This window comes from Methylobacterium sp. Ger2507 (assembly GCF_055231875.1).
In genome coordinates this window covers 2,119,770-2,140,427 of record NZ_JBUYVC010000001.1, presented here as the reverse complement: position 1 = coordinate 2,140,427, position 20,658 = coordinate 2,119,770, and the positions used below count along the sequence as shown (strand labels likewise).

Annotated in this window: 17 protein-coding genes; 3 read left to right on the top strand and 14 right to left on the bottom strand. The window is 63.5% G+C overall.

What is annotated here, in order from left to right; genetic code table 11:
- Positions 1-126 precede the first annotated feature (126 nt).
- Both hrpB and ACV7NL_RS09935 read left to right on the top strand, forming a co-directional pair.
- A complete protein-coding gene (hrpB, locus tag ACV7NL_RS09940) occupies positions 127-2,631 on the top strand; it encodes an ATP-dependent helicase HrpB (RefSeq protein ID WP_463355556.1) in 2,505 nt (834 codons plus the stop codon).
- Positions 2,628-3,098, top strand: coding sequence for a DUF805 domain-containing protein (locus ACV7NL_RS09935; RefSeq protein WP_082503610.1), 471 nt, complete (start codon positions 2,628-2,630; stop codon positions 3,096-3,098). The genes hrpB and ACV7NL_RS09935 overlap by 4 nt, the downstream gene beginning before the upstream one ends.
- On the opposite strand, the gene lpxB is transcribed toward ACV7NL_RS09935, so the two are convergent.
- The 9 genes from lpxB to ACV7NL_RS09890 form a co-directional block, all read right to left on the bottom strand.
- Positions 3,076-4,248 (bottom strand): lipid-A-disaccharide synthase, encoded by a 1,173-nt coding sequence (lpxB, locus tag ACV7NL_RS09930; RefSeq protein WP_056478956.1) that lies wholly within the window; start codon positions 4,246-4,248, stop codon positions 3,076-3,078. The genes ACV7NL_RS09935 and lpxB overlap by 23 nt on opposite strands.
- On the bottom strand, positions 4,245-5,141 hold the full coding sequence (locus ACV7NL_RS09925; RefSeq protein WP_463355555.1) for an LpxI family protein: 897 nt from the start codon (positions 5,139-5,141) through the stop codon (positions 4,245-4,247). Before ACV7NL_RS09925 ends, lpxB begins: the two co-directional genes overlap by 4 nt.
- Complete coding sequence (gene lpxA / locus ACV7NL_RS09920) at positions 5,138-5,950, bottom strand: acyl-ACP--UDP-N-acetylglucosamine O-acyltransferase (RefSeq protein WP_247635300.1); 813 nt, start codon at positions 5,948-5,950, stop codon at positions 5,138-5,140. Before lpxA ends, ACV7NL_RS09925 begins: the two co-directional genes overlap by 4 nt.
- Positions 5,947-6,402, bottom strand: coding sequence for a 3-hydroxyacyl-ACP dehydratase FabZ (gene fabZ / locus ACV7NL_RS09915; RefSeq protein WP_443136787.1), 456 nt, complete (start codon positions 6,400-6,402; stop codon positions 5,947-5,949). Before fabZ ends, lpxA begins: the two co-directional genes overlap by 4 nt.
- Before the next feature lie 417 nt (positions 6,403-6,819).
- Positions 6,820-7,878: a UDP-3-O-(3-hydroxymyristoyl)glucosamine N-acyltransferase gene (gene lpxD, locus ACV7NL_RS09910; RefSeq protein ID WP_463355554.1), complete on the bottom strand. Its 1,059-nt coding sequence runs from the start codon at positions 7,876-7,878 to the stop codon at positions 6,820-6,822.
- A 45-nt stretch (positions 7,879-7,923) separates the two neighbouring features.
- On the bottom strand, positions 7,924-10,485 hold the full coding sequence (gene bamA, locus ACV7NL_RS09905; protein WP_056478948.1) for an outer membrane protein assembly factor BamA: 2,562 nt from the start codon (positions 10,483-10,485) through the stop codon (positions 7,924-7,926).
- 342 nt (positions 10,486-10,827) lie between these two features.
- Positions 10,828-11,988 (bottom strand): RIP metalloprotease RseP, encoded by a 1,161-nt coding sequence (gene rseP / locus ACV7NL_RS09900; RefSeq protein ID WP_463355553.1) that lies wholly within the window; start codon positions 11,986-11,988, stop codon positions 10,828-10,830.
- A gap of 161 nt (positions 11,989-12,149) precedes the next feature.
- On the bottom strand, positions 12,150-13,730 hold the full coding sequence (locus ACV7NL_RS09895) for a DHA2 family efflux MFS transporter permease subunit (protein ID WP_463355552.1): 1,581 nt from the start codon (positions 13,728-13,730) through the stop codon (positions 12,150-12,152).
- A gap of 8 nt (positions 13,731-13,738) precedes the next feature.
- A complete protein-coding gene (locus ACV7NL_RS09890; RefSeq protein ID WP_463355551.1) occupies positions 13,739-14,959 on the bottom strand; it encodes an HlyD family secretion protein in 1,221 nt (406 codons plus the stop codon).
- Between the two features lie 146 nt (positions 14,960-15,105).
- Between ACV7NL_RS09890 and ACV7NL_RS09885 the strand changes: the two genes are divergently transcribed.
- On the top strand, positions 15,106-15,750 hold the full coding sequence (locus ACV7NL_RS09885) for a TetR/AcrR family transcriptional regulator (RefSeq protein ID WP_463355550.1): 645 nt from the start codon (positions 15,106-15,108) through the stop codon (positions 15,748-15,750).
- A 9-nt stretch (positions 15,751-15,759) separates the two neighbouring features.
- Here the strand turns inward: ACV7NL_RS09885 and dxr are convergent, their stop codons facing one another.
- From dxr to pyrH, 5 genes are all read right to left on the bottom strand, one after another.
- Positions 15,760-16,923 carry a 1-deoxy-D-xylulose-5-phosphate reductoisomerase gene (dxr, locus tag ACV7NL_RS09880; protein WP_463355549.1) on the bottom strand — a complete coding sequence of 388 codons (1,164 nt, stop codon included), beginning with the start codon at positions 16,921-16,923 and terminating at the stop codon, positions 15,760-15,762.
- A 12-nt stretch (positions 16,924-16,935) separates the two neighbouring features.
- Entirely contained in the window at positions 16,936-17,799 is an 864-nt protein-coding gene (locus ACV7NL_RS09875; protein ID WP_463355548.1) for a phosphatidate cytidylyltransferase, read from the bottom strand.
- A 2-nt stretch (positions 17,800-17,801) separates the two neighbouring features.
- Complete coding sequence (locus tag ACV7NL_RS09870; RefSeq protein WP_463357096.1) at positions 17,802-18,644, bottom strand: isoprenyl transferase; 843 nt, start codon at positions 18,642-18,644, stop codon at positions 17,802-17,804.
- A gap of 65 nt (positions 18,645-18,709) precedes the next feature.
- Complete coding sequence (frr, locus tag ACV7NL_RS09865) at positions 18,710-19,276, bottom strand: ribosome recycling factor (RefSeq protein ID WP_056189640.1); 567 nt, start codon at positions 19,274-19,276, stop codon at positions 18,710-18,712.
- 510 nt (positions 19,277-19,786) lie between these two features.
- Positions 19,787-20,536 carry a UMP kinase gene (pyrH, locus tag ACV7NL_RS09860; RefSeq protein ID WP_463355547.1) on the bottom strand — a complete coding sequence of 250 codons (750 nt, stop codon included), beginning with the start codon at positions 20,534-20,536 and terminating at the stop codon, positions 19,787-19,789.
- Positions 20,537-20,658 lie beyond the last annotated feature (122 nt).

Here is a 20,658-nt window from a genome sequence, read left to right as displayed (position 1 = left end):
GTTCCCAGGTGATCCAACAGAATGATGGAATTGGCCCCGGTCATGGCAAGTATGGTGGAACATTCGTGACTCGACCTGAACCGCAGCGGGTTGCGGATCGTCCGCGATCGCGTCACCAGCATTGGAATGGTCCACTCTGCACCCGCGCCTCTCGTCTCCACCCTGCCTATCGAGGTCGTCCTTCCAGCACTCCGTGACGCTCTTGCGGTCCGTCCGTCCGTTGTCCTCGTGGCACCGCCCGGCGCCGGTAAAACCACCCGGGTGCCGCTCGCCCTCCTCGAAGCACCTTGGTTACGGCCGGCGGACAAGATCATCCTGCTGGAGCCTCGCCGTCTTGCAGCCCGCGGCGCTGCCGAGCGCATGGCCGCGACGCTCGGTGAGAACGTCGGTGAAACCATTGGACTGCGTGTCCGCCTCGGCTCGAAGGTTTCGAGCCGCACCCGAATCGAGGTCGTCACCGAGGGCGTCTTCACCCGAATGATCCTGGAGGATCCGGAACTCACCGGCGTCGGCGCCGTCCTGTTCGACGAGTTCCACGAGCGCTCGCTGGATGCGGATTTCGGTTTGGCCTTGGCCCTCGACAGCCAAGGTGCTTTGCGGGAGGATCTTCGCATCCTCGTCATGTCGGCGACGCTTGATGGCGCCCGTGTCGCGACGCTTCTCGGCGGAGCGCCGGTAATCGAATCCGAGGGGCGCGCCTACCCGGTCGAGACCCGATACTCGGATCGAGACCCGAGCCGACGGATCGAGGACGTCGTGGCGGAGGCGATCTTACGGGCGCTGCGGGCAGACCCGGGTTCGGTGCTCGCCTTCCTGCCGGGTCAAGGCGAGATCCGTCGCGTGGCATCTCTTCTGGCCGACCGAGTCGATGCATCTATCGAGGTGGCTCCCCTGTATGGCGCTCTTACGCCTGTCGAACAGGACCGTGCCATCGGCCCCGCGCCGCCCGGCCGGCGCAAAGTGGTGCTCGCCACCAGTATCGCCGAGACTTCGCTGACCATTCAGGGCGTGCGGATCGTCGTGGATTCCGGTTTGTCGCGGGTGCCGATCTACGAGCCTGGCCTTGGACTGACTCGTCTGGTCACCGCCCGTGCCTCACGCGCCTCGGTCGATCAGCGCCGAGGCCGTGCCGGCCGAACCGAGCCGGGCATCTGTCACCGACTGTGGTCCGAAGCTGCAACAAACGCCCTGGAGCCCTTTACCAGTCCCGAGATTCTGGCGGCCGACCTCTCGGGCCTACTTCTGGATTGCGCAGCCTGGGGTGTCGCGGACCCGACGGCCCTGGCATTTCTCGACACGCCCCCTGCCCCAGCTCTCGCCGAAGCCCGAGCGATGCTGAGCTACCTCGAAGCGATCGACCCGGATGGTCGCCTAACCAAAACCGGGCGGGCGCTGCGCGCACTTCCTCTGCCTCCACGACTCGCCCGTATGGTTGTCGAGGCAGCAGGCTACGACAGGGCTCGTGAGGCGGCAGACCTTGCAGCCGTGCTGGTCGAGCGGGGGCTCGGTGGCGACGACACCGACGTTAGGTCCCGGCTCGACCGCTACACGCGGGACCGTGGGCAAAGGGCGAGCGACATGCGCCGGCTCGCACAGAGCTGGGTACGACAAGCCAACGCGTTCGCCGGAACCCGTGACCATGCTCCGGTTGGCCTCGACTTGAGCGAGGCCGGAACGCTGCTCGCCCTGGCCTATCCCGATCGGGTTGCCCGAGCCCGTGGCCGCGATGGCGAATTCGTCATGGCCAACGGACGAGCTGGACGGGTCGATCCGAGCTCTGCGCTGGCCCGCGAGCCGTTCCTCGTCGTAGCGGAAATCACCGGGACAGCGGCCCAGGCTCGCATTCTTGCTGCGGCTCCGATCTCCCTGGGGGCGATCGAAGCGCTGTTCGGGACTGCAATCGAGGCGAAGACAGAGATCACCTTCGACCGGACGGCACGTGCCCTACGCGCGCGGTCGATGCGACGACTTGGATCAGTGACGCTGGGCGACCACCCGCTGCCTGTGCCGGTGGAGATTGCCGCGGCCGAGATACTCGCCAAAGGCGTCGTCGAGATCGGGTTACACGCCCTGCCATGGACGCCGCAACTTACCCAATGGCGCGCACGCCTACGCTTCCTGCGAGAGGCTGACCCCGCGAACTGGCCCGACGTGTCAGACACTCAGTTGCTGGCAAACATCCAGCATTGGTTGGCACCGGAAATCATCGGGCGCACGAGCCTCGACGCCATCACCGCCGACGATCTCGCGCGCGCCCTTCAAGCGTTGCTGCCCTGGGATCGGCGCGCCCGCCTCGACGCGGATGCGCCCACCCATTTCGAAGTGCCAACCGGATCGCGCATCGCACTCGACTATGAGTTCGAGACCGGGCCGGTGCTGGCCGTCCGAGTGCAGGAGCTTTTCGGTCTGGAACGCCATCCGAGTATTGCCGGTGGAAGAATCGCCCTCGTGTTGCATCTGCTCTCACCAGCCTCGCAACCCATCCAGATCACCCGCGACCTTCCAGGCTTCTGGCGTGGATCGTGGAGCGCCGTACGCTCGGAGATGCGCGGGCGCTACCCACGCCATCCCTGGCCGGAAGATCCTGTGGCCGAGCCTCCGACGCGGCGTGTCAAGCCGAGGGGGACATGAGCAAGGAACTTTGTCGCGCCTGGGCTCCGTTCGATCCAAGCGGTCGCCTCTCGGCCCCGGCCTATCGCGGCTTTCTGATGCGTATGATCGTCCTCGGGTTTGGCCTGCTCTGCCTGGGGATCTGGCTCGCCGCCCTTGGCCTCCGCTGGTCGGGTATTCTCGTTGCCTCCGGCACGCTCCCCGTCATCCTGGCAACCTCGATCCAGACGGTCCGACGGCTACATGACCGCAACCGCAGTGGCTGGTGGTTGGGGGCATACATTCTCGCGGAGGCAACCAGCCTTCTGCCGCTTGAGGGGGTGGTCGACAGCTATCCCATCCCGGTCATTGGGCTCGTCCTGGCAATGCTAGGCTTCTTCGTTTGGTTCTTTCTCGAGACGGTCTTTCGATCCGGAAGCCGGGAGGCCAACCGCTACGGCGCAGTCCCATTGGATTGCAAACGGCTCACGCTGCACGCTTCGCTTTGAGGACGATGCGCGCTGCGCTTCGGCTCGGCTGATCATCGTCCGGCAAGCGCATGAGGCTGTCGATCTGCGCCAGGGCCGCCACCTGCGCATCGCGCTCCGAAGCGCCGGCCAGCAAGGGCTCGAGGGCTGCGGCAAGCCGTGGCGCAGTACAGTCGCCCTGAATGAACTCCGGCATCGCGTTGTGGCCCAGGATCAGATTCGGAAGCACGATGGTCGGGACCTGGATCAGGCGTCGCGCGACGGCCTCCTCGATCCGCGAGACCTTGTAGGCAACCACCATCGGAACACCGGCCAAGGCCAGTTCGAGCGTGACCGTACCGGACGCGGCCAGCGCTGCCCGGGCCCGGCGAAACGCGGTATGCTTGGCCGCTTCGCCGTGAACGAGCGTGACGGGATTATCCCAGGCGAGCACCGACCGCTCGATCAAGGCTCGGTGCCGCGTCACCGCCGGCAGCACCGCCTCGATCGGTCCGAAGCGCGCCGTGAGACGCGCCAGCGTGGCCCCGAAGACCGGCATCAGACGCTCGATTTCCGATCGGCGGGAGCCAGGCAGGATCGCCAGGACCGGTGATCCTACGAGGCGTGCCTCGGCTTCGGTGCGGGACGGGCGCAATTCCGAGAGTCGCTCGATCAGCGGATGACCGACATAGGTACAGGCAGGGCCATTCAGGCGTCGGTGTGCCTCTGGTTCGAAGGGCAGAAGGGCGAGGACGTGATCGATGAAGGGGCGCATCTTCGCGGCCCGCCAGGGGCGCCAAGCCCAGACGCTCGGCGACACATAGTCGACGATGGGAAGGTCTGGCATTCTCTTACGGACGCGTGCAGCCACGGCATGCGTGAAACCGGGACTGTCGATGATGACAAGCACATCGGGCCGGGCTTCGATGACGTCACGCACCGTCTGGCGAATACGGCGCAGGAGGGTCCGCAGCCGCGCGGCGACGGGCAGGTAGCCCATGACCGCCACGTCATCGATGGGGAAGAGGGACCGGAAGCCTTCTGCCGCCATCGCCTCGCCGCCGACCCCTCCGAAACGAATCGGGCGATCCGACAACTCACGCAGTCCGCGCATCAGCTTCGATCCGAGTTGATCCCCCGAGTCTTCGCCTGCCACCAGCCAGATGACTCGCTCAGGATGGGGCTCGTTCATGCGTCCGGTCCCGTTCTGGCATCGAGATTCAATCCGACGACGAAGAGGCCTATCCGATCCGCCGCCGCAATCGTCGCTTGGCGATCGATGATCAGCGTGTGGCCAGCCTGGACGGCCACACCTGCGCAACCGGCCGCAGCGGCATTCACCACGGTACGGGGTCCAATTGCCGGCAGGTCGACGCGAAGATCCTGTCCGATCTTGGCGCACTTCACCAGCACGGTGCCGGGCTGCGCGTTGCCGTAACCGAAGGGGCGGCGGCCGAGTCCCCGGGCGCGGGACAGCATTCGGTCGGTGCCTTCAGGTCCCTCGATGGCGAGCGCCCGTTGACCCACCACAACCGTTGCCTGCCCGACATCGTATCGAGAAAGCGTAGACAGCAGAGCCTGGCCGGTTTCGATCGACTCGCGTGAAGCAGCGTCGGGCGCATGCAGGCCGAGTACTCCTTCGGGGCTGAGAAGATCGGGCGCGACTTCGTGGACGCCCATCACACCATAGCCGTGCTCCTCCAGAAGCAGAAGAGCGCTGCGCAGCAGCCGGTCGTCGCCGCCGGCAGAGATCGCCCTCAGGGCGTCGCGGTTCCGTAACGCCGCCGCGGCATTCAGAATCGCGGCGGGGTTCGGCCGAGACACGCCGCCGGCCGGGATGACACAAGCGGGTCCCCATGCCTCGAGGACGGACAGGATACCGGCGATGTCGAGGAGATCGACCGTCGCTTCGGCCCGTCTTCGCATCGCCCGCTCGGCGAACCCGCGAATTGCCAGAACGCGAAATGGGCGCCCGGCGCGGTCGAGCGAGGCCGCCACCAATTCTGGCAGGTGACCGGCGCCCGCCACCAGGACCAATAACGGTGCCCCGGTGATCTGCGCAGCGGGCGCTGGGTTCGCGTTCAAGAGGTGCTCGGCGTCTCGCGCGGGGTACAGAGGGAACGCTTGCCGCCAGCGCGAATGAAAGCAACGATTTCGGCGACGGCGCGGTGACTCTCGAACTCCGCGGCCACGTCTTCCAGACGCTCCATCAGCGTCCCCTCATTGGCAAAGAGAAGGCGATAGGCTCGCCGCAACGTGTGAATATCCTCACGGGCGAAACCGCGCCGCTGCAATCCAATGATGTTCAGGCCGGAGAGGTAGGCGCGGTTCCCGAGCGCCATGCCATAAGGAATGCAGTCATTCTCCAACCCGGAAAGCCCGCCGACGAAGGCATGGGCCCCAACGCGGGCGAATTGGATCACGGCTGCACCACCGCCGAGGATCGCGTAATCGCCAACGCTGCAATGCCCGGCCAACATGACGTTGTTGGAGAACACGACTCCGTCACCGACGCGGCAATCATGGCCGACATGGGAGTTGGCGAGAAACGTGCACTTGTCGCCCACCGTCGTCTCCAACCCCCCCCCGGCGGTTCCGGGGTTCATGGTCACGCCTTCGCGGATCACGCAATCGGCGCCGATGGTCAGAACGGAGGCCTCGCCCCTGAACTTGAGGTCCTGGGGTGGATGTCCGATCGAGGCGAAGGGATAGAGCTGTGTACGTTGGCCGATCGTTGTCCGGCCGGCCACCACGACGTGGCTCACGAGTTCGCACCCATCACCGAGAGCGACGGACGGCCCGACATGGCAGAACGGCCCGACCCGGACGCCTTCCCCGAGGATCGCGCCGTCCTCGATCACAGCGCTCGGATGGATCTCGCCGACAGTGCTCACTCGGTCACCAGCATGGCGCCGATCTCGGCCTCGGCCACCAGGGTACCATCCACCCGCGCCTCGCCCCGGAACCACCACATGGTCTTTCGGTGATTGATCTTCGTCATGTGATAGCGAACGGTGTCGCCCGGAACGACGGGTTTGCGAAACTTGCATTTGTCGATGGTCATGAAGAAGACCTGCTTGGCACGCAGTTCGTCGCTCATGATGTGGCGGCAGCAGATGGCCCCCGCGGTCTGAGCCATACCTTCGATAAGAAGGACCCCGGGGAACACTGGCAGTCCGGGGAAGTGTCCTGTGAATTGCGGCTCGTTAATCGTGACATTCTTGATGCCGACGCAGCTGCGGTCTCCGTCGATCTCCACGATCCGGTCGATCATCAGGAAGGGATAGCGGTGCGGCAGCAGCTCCAGGACCTTCTGGATGTCAGCCGAGCCGAGCTCACGCGGCATGTCGTTCATCGATTCGATTACCTCACTGCGCGTCGACGCCCCCGCCGCCCCGCCTCGTTCCTATCAGCCGCCAACTTGGAGGATGCGCCTTCATTCGGCAGAAGCGGACGGGATGCAAGCCCTGCGGATCGAATGGGATACAGGGAAGGATCGCCGGCCTTCGGATCGAGGCGGTAGTCCTCTACGGCCTCAATCAGGCACGTAGCGATCAAAAGATCCCCGATTTGGACAGGGTCGTGCACCGGCTCAGGCTGCGATCATCCAGCTTTGTCGACACATTATCGGCTGGGATCAGGCCGCTCGCATGGCGTGCGAACGCTGTGGACGAGAGCCCTATCGTCGGGCTTTTCCCAGAGCGCTCGGATCCGCTCTCGCTACGCGCTCTTAGTCCAGTTTGTACCCGCGGAACAGACGCCGTCAGCTCCCCGGTTCGTCGCCGGACGTCGAACGCTCGGCGAGACGTGCCAGGGTCGTGAGTTCACGGAACCACGCTCGGACCGGCTTCGCGGGTGTACCCCCCCATCGACTTCCAGGAGGAACGTCCCGGTTCACATTGGACGAACCGGCGATCTGCGATCCCATTCCGATGCGAAGGTGGCCGACGACGCCCACCTGTCCGCCAAGGACAACATAATCCTCAAGGGTGGTCGAACCGGAGATCCCCACGCCCGAGACGATGACGCAGTGCCGACCGATGACGACGTTGTGGGCGATCTGTACAAGGTTATCGATCTTCGTCCCCTCCCCGATGATTGTATCCCGGCTGGCCCCCCGGTCGATCGTCGTATTGGCACCGATTTCGACATCATCCTGGACAATGACCCGGCCGATCTGCGGCACCTTCAGGTGTCCCCCTGGGCCCATCGCGAATCCAAATCCGTCCTGGCCCAAACGTGCGCCGGGATGGATAATCACCCGATTTCCGATCAGCGCATGGGTCAACGTCGCACCGGCCCCGATGGCGCAGTCCCGTCCAATGCGAACGGACTGTCCGATGCTCGCATTGGCGCCGATGATCGTGCCCGAGCCAATCTCCGCACCCGGGCCAATGACCGCACCGGGATCGATTTGTACGCCGGGCTCGAGGCGTGCCTCGGGGTGGATGTGAGCGCCGGGGGCGACACCGGCAGCACCGAAGAGTGAGCCGGGACGCATCGCATCCGGGTGGAGCCGCGCCAATAACCCTGCATAGACCCGATAGGGATCTTTAAGAACCAAACTGATCGTGCCGGAAGGAACACGCGGCGCAAAACGTGGGGAAACGAGGCAGAGCCCTGCACGTGTCTTCGCGAGCGCATCGCCGTAACGGGCATTGTCCATATAGGCGACATCAGACGGCGACGCGGATTCGAGCGGTGCGGCGCCGGTAATCAGGGCATTGGAGTCAGCCGTCGCTGGCAATGAAACGCCAGCAGCCTCGGCGATGGCGCCGAGGCTGAGGGTGGAGGTCGCGGAGAAGAAGATCGGATCTGACATTCGGTCACAACGCGCCGCCTCCCGAAAAGGAGACGGCGCTCTGACTTAGAAGCGTGAGCCGCCGGAGAAGCGGAAGGCCTGGAGCTGATCTTTTCCGACCCGTCCCAGATAGCTGCCGTTCGCGTCGTAGGCCTTCACGCCTTCATCCTTCGAGAGCGCATAAGCATAATCGAAGCGGATCGGTCCGAGTGGCGAATTCCACAGAATCGAAGCACCGACGGATGAGCGGATCGTCATCTTGTCACGAACGTTTACGCACTCGGGCTCAACGCCGATGGTAAGCTGGTTGAAGTTACAGGCACCACCCGGAGCGATACCGTTGATGAAGCTGTCGCCGTTCACATTGAACTGCGTCCGACCGTTATAGCCGAACAGCGTACCAGCATCAGCAAAGACCGCGCCCTTTAAGCCGAGATCACGCGGCACTCCGGGAAGCGGGAACTGAACTTCGACGGTTCCGCCGAAGTAGGTCGAACCACCGATCGCGTTGGAGCGGCTGTCGCTGATGCCGACGTCACGCGGCCCGATGCCGTTCGGCGCGAAGCCGCGGACGAGCGACGGTCCAAGGAAGAACTGGTCGGTGATCCGCAGCGGCTGGTCGTTCAGAGCTGAGATGTGACCGCCCTGGAACCGGACGAAGCCGACCACGTCCTCGTAGAACTCCTTGTAATATCGGGCATCGCCCGTCACGCGGAAGAACTTCGAGTCGCCACCGAGACCCGCGAGATCAGGCTTCAGTTCGGCGTAGAGGCCGTTCCGCGGCGAACCGAGGTTGTCGAGGGTCGAGTAGGCGAGCGTAAGTCCAGCAAGGGAGGTCAGGGTGTTGCCCTGCGATCCCTTCAACGCGATTGAGGCTTCACCGTCGAGGGCGCAAGCTGGATAGGCAGCTTGCTCGCCTGGTGCACCAGTCGCGAGTCCACCTCTTGTAATCGCAGTGTATCCAAGGATCGGGTTCGAGCAGTCGTTATACGGCCGCTTGACGGTATTCGGAACCTTGAGTTCGGTATTGTAAACCGAGTAGCGGAGCGTAATCCCGAACTCTTCGGTGATTGGGAGGCCGACACGAAGCTGCCCACCATAAACCGTGGTCTCGTAACGCGAGTAACGGGTCTGGTCGCTGTACTTGTAGAAGGCATCGAAACCCGCAGCGAGACGATAGCCGAGGAAGTACGGTTCCGTGAACGAGAAGTCGAAACCGCGCGAGTACTGACCACCGGTACCAGCGACACGGACGTACTGACCACGACCCAGGAAGTTCGATTCGGAGACCGAGACCTCGCCGATGATACCGTCCTGGGTGGAGTAGCCGCCAGCCACCGAGAACGAACCCGTGGGCTGATCCTCGACATCAATGTTGATGATCACGCGGTCGGCCGAGGAACCCGGCTCGTTCGAGAAGCGAACCTTCTTGAAGAAGCCCAGACCGTTCAGGCGGCGCTCGGCGCGATCGGTGAGCACCCGGTTATAGGCGTCACCTTCGGTGATATCGAGCTCGCGGCGAATGACGTAGTCGCGGGTCCGAGTGTTACCGCGGATGTTGATGCGCTCGACATAGACGCGCGGACCATCCTCCACCACGAAGCCAAGAGCCACGGTGTGGGTTGCACGGTCGCGCTGGCCAGTGGGGCGCACCTGCGCGAAGGGATAGCCCTGGCGGCCGACCTGATTGGTTACGCCGTTAAGAGTCCGCTCCACGTCCTCGGCATTGTAGACGTCGCCGACCTGGGACCGAATCTCGCCGTCCAATGTCTGCGTATCCAGACCCGGCAGACGGGAATCGATCGCTACCGCACCGACGCGATACTGTTCGCCTTCGTCGACAGTGACGGTGATGACCCAACCGGCATCTCCCTCGCCCTCGACATAGCGCGCATCGGCGTTGACGACCCGGAAATCGGCGTAGCCATTCTTCAGGTAGTAGCGCCGGACAATGTCGAGGTCGTTCGTGATACGGTCCGGATCGTAAACGTCAGATGTCTTGATGAAGCTGAGGAAGTTCATCTCGGACGACGACATCAGCTCCCGGAGCTTGGATTCCGAGTAGGCACTATTCCCAACGAAATTGATCGCCTTGATACCCGTCTTGTCACCTTCCTCGATGACGTAGATCACGTCGAGCCGACCATTCGGCAGGTCGACGGTCCGATAGGTCACCTTGGCCGTACCGCGACCGGCGCGACGATAGACTTCCTTGATGCGCTGAATATCGGCCTGAACAACAGCCTCGCTGAAAGCGCCGCGCGCTTTGGCCTCGACCTCGCCCTCAAGGGTCGCTTTCTCGATCTTCTTATTACCCTCGAACACAACCCGATTGATGAGGTTGTTCTCACGGACGCTGACGACGGTGCTGGCGCCGCTGCGAGAGACCTTCACATCGGAGAACATGCCGCTCGCCAGCAGGTTGCGGCGGGCTTCCTCGGGGGAGCCGGAGGCGGTGCCGGTCACATAGGACCGGATGGTGTCGGCATCGACACGCTTGTTTCCCTGAACGACGATCTGCTGCGCCTGGGCGGTTCCACCGAGAACGAGGCCAGCGGCCGCCGCGGCGACTAGGACGATGGTCTGTTCCACCGACTTACGCCGGCGCTTCCCCGTCATCGACATCATGTAATCGCCCGTCTCTTTATATCTTCAGCGCGAGTTTGCACCCGCAGTCAGGCGTCCGTTTTCCGGACGTCCTGACACCTGGTCCCAAGCTCAGCTTCTATCGGGATTCCTGCGTTAAGGAAACGCCGGCAGGTCCCGCACTCTGGGGATTTTGGGGAGACGTGGCCTTCCGGTCACTTAACGCCCCGGACCGATCATCGAATAGGGTCAACAAACGGTTGCACGCGAAACGCAAGGTTCCGCGCGCAATGGGGATTGTGGTTAAGATCGAGGCGTTTGCGTGTCTCGCAACGGGACCGCCGTCACAGTCCTCAGGTCAGGCGCAAGATCAGGTGGACAAGCTCAGGTCCCACGTGCGCCCCAGGATGCACCGAGGTTGAGGATATCGTTCCACGCAGCGAACAGCATGAGGAACAAAACCAGAGCTAGGCCGATCCGGAAACCGATTTCCTGTGCCCTCTCGCTCAAGGGCCGGCCGCGAATCGCTTCGAAGGCGTAAAACAACAGATGCCCCCCATCCAGCAAGGGTACGGGGAACAGGTTCAGCAGCCCGATCGAGACGGAGAGCAGCGCGATCAGGCCGATCAGACCGCCGATACCACCGACCTTTGCGACTTCGCCCGAGACCCGCGCGATCCCGATGGGGCCCGATAGCTGGTCGGGGGATTCTCGTCCGGTCACGAGCTTGCCGATATAGTCTATGGTGCGGTCAACGACGAAATAGGTCTCGTAGACGCCCAGGCCCACCGATTGCAGAGGGCCGTAGTGCACAAGTTTCGCCTCTGTCCCCTTCGGCCCCTGGATGCCGAGCCGCCCGAAACGATGACGCCCGAACGGGGTCACGTCCTCCTTGCTCTCCGGCACGGCGACCAGTTCCCTGGTCTCACCGCCACGTTCGACCGTGAAGGTCAGGCTGGAACCTGCGGCACCCGAAACCGTGCGCTGCATGTCGGTGAAGCTATCGATCTTCGATCCGCCGATGGCCCGGATCACGTCGCCGGGTTCGAATCCGGCGCGGGCCGCGGCACTGTCTGGGATCACAGCCTCGACACGGGCAGGGGTCTCGTAACGGCCACCGAAATAGATTGCACCGGAGAACAGGACGATGGCGAGGATGAAATTAGCGATGGGCCCAGCCGCTACGATCGCGGCCCGCTTCGGCAACGGTTGAGTTGGAAAGCTGATGGCACGCTCCCGTGCCGTCATCCGTGCCACCGCTTCCGGGTCGGGAACGCTGGCGCCGTTGGCATCACCGTGAAACTTGACGTAACCGCCGAGGGGAATGGCAGAGAGTTTCCACCGCGTCCCATGGCGATCGTTGAAGCCGAACAGTTCCGGTCCGAAGCCGAGGGAGAACGCGTGAACGCCGACCCCGCACCAGCGGCCGACCAGGAAATGCCCCATCTCGTGGACGAACACGACGATGCTCAGCACGATCAGGAAGGGAATCACCGCACCGAAGAAACCGGTTGCCGTGCCGCCCATGGCATTCAGGAAATCCATACGTCGATCCTCTCGGCCTCTCGCGGGGCCGTCGTCCCGCTGTAGCAGATCGGATGCGTCGAACGCGAACGCAAACCCGGCGGACGTGATTCGAGGTCGCAGCAGACCCCTTTCGTCGGTCTATCCCCGCATTCCCAGCCCGTTGGTAAAGGGCATCTGCCTCAATGGCCGCCCCCTGCGCCCGCTGCCGCACGCGGCCGCCGAATAAACGGTACGGCACAAGCCATCGCCACGAACAGGAAGGTCAGCACCAGGAACACGTCGGTGAAGCCCATCACCAATCCCTGAAGACGAACCGTGTTCATCATCGCTTTCAGAGCCATCGCGTCCGCACTGCCACCGAACCCCTCGAATTGCCGGCGCGTCATCTCAAGTCGTTCAAGGACAGCGGTGTTCGTCCAGGTGAAGCGTTCGTGCAGCCGGGCGAGGTGGAGGTCCCAGCGGTCGTTCAACACGGTGTTGATCAGCGCGAGACCGACGGCGCCACCGAGGTTGCGGGTGAGATTGTAGAGCCCGGACGCGTTCTTCATCCGCGCTGGCGGCAGCGTTCCAAGAGCGATGTTGTTGATCGGAATCATGCACAGCATCAGCGAGCAACCGCGCAGGACCTGTGGCACCAGCAATTCCCAGAAGTCCCAATCCTTGGTCAAGCCGGTGACCATCCAGGTCCCGGTGGCGAAGCCGAGGAAGCCGAGACCCATCATGATGCGGGGATCGATCTTCCCCGAGAAACGGCCCGCGATGGGAGCTGTCGCAAACATGCACAGCCCTGAGACGAACATCGTCTCGCCGATCTGCAGTGCAGAGTAGCCGCGCACTCGTCCGAGATAGACCGGGTAGAGGTAGGTCAAACCGTAGAGGCCGATGCCGAGGACGAAGCTGAAGATGCAGCCGGCGGTAAAATTGCGGTCGGAGAAAGCGCGCAGATCGACAATCGGCTCGGCGGCCGTGAAGGCGCGCCAGAAGAGGGCCGGCCCCGCGATGAGACAGACCACGGCGCTCGCGAACACTGCCTCGTCGGCCAACCAGTCGTGGTTCGGCCCTTCTTCCAGTACGTATTCGAGGCAGCCGAGCATCAGCGCCATGAAGACGAGGCCGAACCAGTCGAAGCGCTTAAACAAGGCAAGGTTCGGTTCATCGAAATCGACCAGTAGATAGGTCGAGACCGTCACGAAGATGCCTGGCACGACGTTGACGAGGAAAAGCCAGTGCCAGTCGAACAGGTCGGTGAGGTAGCCGCCGACTGTCGGCCCGATCGTGGGAGCAAGCGTCGCAACCAGTCCGATCATCGGCGAAACGACGGAGCGCTTCGAGGGCGGAAAGATCGTGAAGGCCGACGCGAAGACCGTCGGAATCATACCGCCGCCGATGAAGCCTTGAGCGGCGCGCCAAATGATCATCTCGTTGATCGAGGTCGATGTCGCGCACATCAGGCTCATCAGCGTGAAGCCACAGGCCGAGATCACGAACATCCATCGCGTGGACACCACCCGCGACAAGAAGCCGGAGAGTGGGATCGAGATCACCTCGGCGATGAGGTAACTGGTCTGGACCCAGGGAATTTCATCACCCGAGGCCGACAGACCAGCCTGGATCTCAGCCAGGGAAGCCGAGACGATCTGGATGTCCAGGATCGCCATGAACATCCCGAACACCATGCAGACGAACGCCACCATTCGACGGCGATCGAGCGGCGGCTCGGTAGCCATGGCGGACGGCCCCGGGACGGCATCGGCGGTCATGGACGTCTCTAGTGCCGTGAAGCCGTGCGCACGGGATTGTCCCCGCCAGCCGATCCACTTCCCTCTCGAGTATCCACCCGAACGGTGACCGACAGGCCGGGGCGCAGAATTCCCTCGCGAGCGACCTCCGCCGGTACGTGCACCCGCACCGGCAGGCGCTGGACGATCTTCGTAAAATTGCCGGTGGCGTTGTCGGGAGGCAGCAGGCTGAAAACCGAACCGGAAGCGGGCGAAAGCGACTCGACCTCGCCCAGGATGTCGCGATCGGGATAGGCATCCACTGCGATATGGACGCGCTGGCCTGGATGCATACGCTCGACCTGCGTCTCCTTGAAATTGGCGTCGATGCGAACGCTCTCGAGGGGCACCAGGGCAGCGATGCGAGAGCCTGGCGCGACATAGGCGCCAGCCTCCACGGCCTTGTTGCCGACGACGCCGTCGAAGGGCGCTCGAATCGTCGTGAATGCGAGATCGCGAACCGCCCGCGCCTCGGCCGTGCGGAGTTCGGCGGCCAGCCCCTCAGCCTCCTGGGCCTGCGCCCGAAGCACCTCGACATTGGCGCGCATCGCAACCAGCGAGGCTTCGGCCCCCTTCACCGCGGCGTCAGTCCGGTCGCGGTCGGCTCGCGCCTGTTCGATGCGTGCCTTAGCGACGAAGTCGACCTTCTCGAGCTGTTGCTGGCGGGCGTAATCGGCCGCTGCTCGTACCGCATCGGCCTTGCTCGCGTCGATTTGAGCCGAGGCCTGGAGCATTTGCGCCTGCGCGGCTTCGACCTGCCGGCCGATGCGGACGATGGCTGCTTGCTGGGTCACCAGCTTGTCATGCGCCGCCTGGGCGGCAAGGCGGTAGTCGCCATCGTCGATCCGCGCGATCACATCACCCTTGTGCATCATCTGCCCATTCACAACCGGCACTGCCGCAAGATAGCCGGGGACCTTGGCGGCAAGCACCGAAATGTCGGCCTGCACGTAGGCGTCGTCGGTCGTCACAAAGAAGCGTCCCACCATCCACCAATGATGCGCCTTGTAGGCTGCGCCACCGAGGCCGGCGAGCAACAGAGTGGCAAATACCAGCTTGCGCGCGCGCCGCAGCCTGTCTGTCGGCTCCGTCGCGATCAGCGCTGGCGTCTTTGGCACAAGCGGGACGGCCGCTGAGAGCTTCCCAGTCATCCCGACGGCATCGAGCTGAGGCGGCTTAGGCAGATATGCGTCGTCTTCGCGCAAGCTCATGGCAAAAATCCTGACCTCCGCGGCAATGACCGAACCGTTCGGTCATTGCCGAGACTGCGCATGCTGGGCTGAGACTGCGCATGCTGGCGCTTTCCAACAAATTTAGATATTCTGACTGAACCGTTCGGTCAATCAGGATCAACTTCATGGCGACCGTAGAAGCCCCAATGAATGGGCGTGAGCGCACCATGCCGGAAACTGACAAGCGTCGGCAGATCCTCAACGGCGCCCGTGCGGTCTTCATGGCCTCCGGCTTCGACGGAGCAAGCATGGGCGAGATCGCCAAAGCGGCTGGCGTCTCAAAGGGAACGCTTTACGTCTACTTCGACAGCAAGGAAGCTCTATTCGAGGCGCTGGCGCTGGCCGAAAAGCGCGGGCTTGCCGAGGTGCTGTTTCGCCTCGATGCCGACGATCCCAATGTGCGAGGCGTGCTCACGCGGCTGGGACTGAGTTATCTCACCGAAATGGTCAGGCCGGAGCACATCACCGTAGTCCGGATGGTCATCGGTGCCTGCGAGAAATTCCCGCGTCTCGGCCAAGCCTTCTTCGAGGCTGGCCCTGTGCAGGGTACGACCCGGCTCGCCGCTTACCTTGACGCGCAGGTGGCGGCAACGCGGCTCCGCCCAGCGGACACCAATCTCGCCGCGCGCCAATTCCTTCAGATCTGTCAGGCCGGTTTGCTGACCCGGCTCCTGTTCAACGCCGGGGACGGGGTCGCTCCAGCAGAGATCGAACACAATGTCCGAGAGGCGGTGCGCGTGTTCCTAGCAGGCTACGGCCAAGAAAATTGACAGCCTCGCTCAGGCCGCCGCGAGGGCCTGGCTGCTCCAACGCCGAACCTCGGCGTCGATGGCAAGGGCCGCGTCGACGTCCTCGGGAGCGGTCCTGTATTGGCCGGCGAAGTATTCACAGGCGCGTTCAACCAGATCGGCGATGCCGTAGAAACCGATGGCACCCTGAATGAACGCCGCCACCGCAATCTCGTTGGCAGCGTTCATCACGGTCGGCGCCGCGCCACCGGCGGCCAGGACCGCGCGGGCAATGCGCAGGCAGGGGAATCGCATCTCATCGGCTGCTTCGAAGGTCAGGCTGCCGGCGGCCGCAAGGTCGAGATGGCGTCCGCGCGCGATCGACAAGCGCTCGCCGAGCCCGAGGCAATGGGCGATCGGCACACGCATGTCTGGCATGGCCAAGCCCGCCGTCACCGCGCCGTCCCGCCAGTAAACGAGACCGTGCACGATGGATTGCGGGTGAACGATCACATCCAACCGATTGGGCTCGAGGGCGAAGAGATGGTGCGCCTCGATCAACTCCAGCCCCTTGTTCATCAGGGAGGCGGAATCGATGTTGATCTTCATGCCCATCGACCACGTCGGATGGGCAGCCGCCTCCGTTGGGGAAGCATTCGCAATACGCTCACGGGTCCAGGTTCGGAACGGGCCGCCGGAGGCCGTGATCGTCATCTTAGCCACATCGTCGAGGCGGCCGTCACCGAGAGCTTGAGCCAAAGCGTTGTGCTCGGAATCCACTGGCAGCAGAGTAGCTCCGTAGCGCTTGGCGTCCCGCATGAAGGCGTCGCCGGCGCAGACGAGGCTTTCCTTGTTGGCAAGTGCCACGGTACGGCCGAGCTTCAGCGCCTCATGCGTGGGCCGCAGGCCCGCAGCTCCGCTCACCGCTGCCACGACGATATCGGCATCCCGTGCCACCGCCTCTAGCACGGCACCCTCCCCGGCTCCGTTGCGGATCCCAGTGTGACCGAGCGCGTCGCGTAGGGCCGGACCGGCAGCTTCATCGGCGAGTGCCACAAAATCCGGCTGCAGGTTACCTGCGAGCCGAACAATGGCGTCGACATCGCGCCCGGCTACGAGGCTGCCGATGCGAAAGCGGTCCGGATGCTGAAGCAACAAGTCGATGGTCGATTGGCCGATGGAGCCTGTGGCGCCGAGAATGGTGACGGTCAGCAACGGGAGGGTCCTTCAGGGCGCGACGAAGCGGCGTACGATAAGATAGAAACCGGCGAGGATGGCGACGGCGAAGAACCCGTCGAGACGGTCCATGACACCACCGTGTCCGGGAATCGCACGGCCCGAATCCTTCACGCCGTACCGGCGTTTGAGGGCGGACTCAACGAGGTCACCGCCTTGGCTGAGAACCGAGGCTGTGGCGCTTAGGAGGGCGACGACGGCAAGCGATGTCGTCGAAAGACTGCTCCAGCCATGGTCTCGGGCGATCAGCACGAGCGCTACTCCAGCGAGCGTTCCTGCGGCCAGCCCACCGATGGCACCGGACCACGTCTTCTTCGGGCTGACCCGCGGCATCAGCTTCGGGCCGCCGAATGTCCGCCCCGTGAAGTAGGCGATGATATCGGTGGACCAGACCACGGCGAACATCCAGGCGGGACCCAGAATCCCGATCCCGGGATCATCGCGCAGAGCTGTCGGCACCAGAGCGATCACAGCGGCGCTGGCGAGGCCGCCCAAGGCACGAAGGCGTCCGGCAGGTTCCTTTGCGATGGCCGTCACGAGACTGGCCCCAACGAGTCCCACCACGATCATTGGCAGCGGAGCAACGTCGCCATGAAGACAGAGAACGAGGCCGAACAGGGTTGCGGCCGTCACCGAGAGAACGAGGCGCCGCGGCGCGATCGCGCTCATGCCGATCCACTCGGCGGCAAACACGATGCCTGCGGCGAGCCAGATCATTGCGAACGGCCAGCCGCCAAGGATCAGCGCCGAAATGACGATAGCGCCGAGCAAGATTGCCGAGACGAGGCGAGCCCGGAACTCTCGGCTGGCAAAAAGTCCGCGCCGGGAGGCGGGAGCCGCCTCTTCAGGCACCACGATTACCCGACCTTGCCACTCAGGCCGCCGAAGCGGCGGTCACGGCGATGATATTCCTCGATTGCAGCGTGGAACGCTGCATGATCGAAGTCTGGCCAGAATTCAGGGACGATCACGTATTCCGCATAAGCTGTCTGCCAGGTCAGGAAATTCGACAACCGCTGCTCCCCCGACGTGCGGATGACGAGATCCGGATCCGGTATCCCGGTGGTGTCGAGGGCGCCTGTCAGGACATCCAGATCGATGGCGTCCGGCGCAAGGGCGCCTTCGGCCACGGACCGTGCAAGATTTCGAACCGCCCGAAGGATTTCCTGACGACCGCCATAGTTGAAGGCTACGATCAAGGTGAGCCCGGTATTAGCCTGCGTGCGGCACTCCGCTTCGTCCAGGAGCCCAGCAATGTCGGAACTGAGGCCCTCACGCTCGCCGATGATGCGGACCCGAACGTTGTTCCCGTGCAGGTCGCCGAGATCGCGGCGGACGAAAAGCTTCAACAAGCCCATGAGGTCGGCGACCTCGGCCGGCGGGCGGCGCCAATTCTCGGATGAGAAGCTGTAGATGGTCAGAAAGTGCACGCCCAGTTCGATCGCCGAACGCACCGCGCGCCGGACCGCGTCGACACCACGGCGATGACCTTCGACGCGGGGCAGGCCACGACTTGCCGCCCAGCGACCATTCCCGTCCATGATGATGGCGACATGAGCCGGCGCGGTTTGCAGACCTGCCTTGGATTGATGAGAGCCTGCATAGACCGTCGTGGCACCATCCGCGGGCTCACGACTAGACGATTCAACGCCGTGCACCCTTGCCGCCTCGATCTGACGCGCGCCTTCTGAGCGACCCAACGCGCTTCTCCCCCAACCGTCTTTCGTGTCGATCACACGTGATCTCGAACCCGGACCAGCGAATCCTAGACCTGCATGATCTCCTTCTCCTTGGCGGCGAGCACACCGTCGATCTCGGCAATGAACTGATCGGTGGCCTTCTGGACTTCGCCGGCCTGACGCTTCTCATCATCCTCGCTGATGGCGCCGTCCTTCTCCAGCTTCTTCAGATGGTCGAGCCCATCACGCCGGACATGGCGGACCGCAACGCGAGCCTCCTCCGTGTACTTGTGCGCGACCTTGACCATTTCCTTGCGGCGCTGCTCGTTCATCTCAGGAACACGCAGGCGGATGGTCTGACCTTCGGTTTGCGGATTCATGCCCAGGTCAGATTCCCGGATGGCCTTCTCGACGGCACCGATCATGCCGCGATCCCAGACCGAGATGCTGAGAAGGCGGGGCTCGGGAACGCTCACGGTTGCGACCTGAGCCATCGGCATCATGGCGCCGTAGGCATCGACCTGGATCGGATCGAGGATGCTCGGCGTGGCGCGGCCGGTACGGAGCGACCCGAGATCGCCCTTCAGCGAGGCTACGGCACCCTGCATACGGCGCTTGATGTCATTCAGGTCGAATTCTGGAATGGCTGCCATGCTGGACTATCCCGACGCGAACTAGGGGAAATTGGGGGCCGAGCCACGAAGGCCCGTTCGTGCGCCTCAATGAACCAAAATCAGAGAGGCCGCAAATGGGGCTACGGCGCTTATGCGTCGGGGTCAGCCCGAAGCAGAATCCATCGCTGCCGTCCCACCTCGTCATAAGACCCAAACCGATCAATCCGCGGCGACTGCAAGAATTGCTGTCGCGAAAGCTGTCATGATCCGGAACAGATTGCGACATTCATCATAGCCACTCAGTTCAGGAATTCAGCGGCTTCTCGGCTAGAGATACGCTTCCAGCTCCAGGCAAGAGCGTCGAATTTCTAACATGTCATTCCGTCGGACTCATGCAGATAGCGCCGTCAACCAAGCAAACGCACCCCGTCATTTGAGAAAAAATTGTTCGATAATATCAGCGACCTTGATGGCATTGATCGAAAAAAGTGCTTCGAGGCATCAGCGCTGAAATGATCGACAAGATTTCTGATTGCCGTCGCTGCGTGTCTACCCTCGCGCAGTGTCAGTCGTGGTCTGAGGGACAACCTGCGTGGCCGGCGCCGAACCGGTCAAAATAGCCAGGACCGAACTCGGGGCATGGATGGAGCCGACCACGATCGAAAGGCGGCTTTCGCGAGCCAGCGCGAAGGCCGCGGTGTCCATCACTTTCAAGTCGCGAGCGATCGCTTCATCATGGGTCAGACGATCGTATCGTGTCGCGGTCGGGTCGCGCTTCGGATCGGCGGAATAGACCCCGTCCACCTGGGTCGCCTTCAGCACCGCGTCACAGCGCAACTCGGCGGCGCGGAGTACGGCAGCGGTATCGGTCGTGAAGAAGGGATTACCGGTGCCCCCGGCAAGGACGATAACCTGACCCTTGTCGAGGTGGTGCAGGGCAGGCTGACGCGCAAAAGTTTCGCAGATGGTCGGCATTGAGACGGCGGACATGGTGCGTGCCGGCACGCCCGCAGCATTCAGGGCCGTTTCCAGAGCCAGTGAGTTCATCACCGTGGCCATCATGCCCAGGGAATCACCAGTAGCCCGGTCGATCCAACCAGCCGCCGAGATACGGGCACCGCGGATCATGTTGCCACCTCCCACCACCAGCGCGATTTGAAAGCCGGCCTCGCGCGTGCGGGCGATGTCGTCGGCGATGCCCGCGAGCGTCGGCGGGTGAAGCCAATAGCCATCGGGAGCAGCCAGCGCCTCGCCCGAGAGCTTCACGAGTACGCGGCGAAACGGTGCGGTCTCCGGCATCGAGCCAGTCCCCTCTAATCCGGCCTGGATCAGGTCGGAGAGCCAATCGGAAGCGGGGGGTGTCTAGCCCAACGGAGGCCTCAACGTCGAGGGGCAGCGGCATCCTTGCCGCTGCCCCTCTC